Here is a 329-nt window from a genome sequence, read left to right on the forward strand (position 1 = left end):
AACGTGACTTCTTACGAGGTCTTAAAGAGAACGTTGTTGTTGGTCGTCTTATCCCAGCTGGTACTGGTTTGGCATACCATGCTGAACGTAAGGCTAAGAAGACTAAAGGTTCTGGTTTAGAAGACGGCTTAGGTGTTTCTGCACAAGATGTTGTAGAGGCGCTAAGCGCAGAGCTAAACAAGGAAAATGACGCGCTATAAAGTGCGTCATAAATAGCGTTGTGGAATGTGGTTAAAAATAAACCAAATTTCTTGACACTATGCTGGGGCGTAATTAGACTTGCGCCCCTCGACTTGAGAGCACCCTATTTTAGGGTGGGAATTTGATAG

General features: G+C 44.1%; 1 protein-coding gene. It reads left to right on the plus strand.

Annotation, left to right across the window (positions count from 1 at the left end):
* The coding region (locus A3762_RS05750) for a hypothetical protein (RefSeq protein WP_156493272.1) at window positions 1-200 on the plus strand (200 nt) is incomplete at its 5' end.
* Window positions 201-329: the final 129 nt, after the last annotated feature.

The organism is Oleiphilus sp. HI0125 (assembly GCF_001635355.1).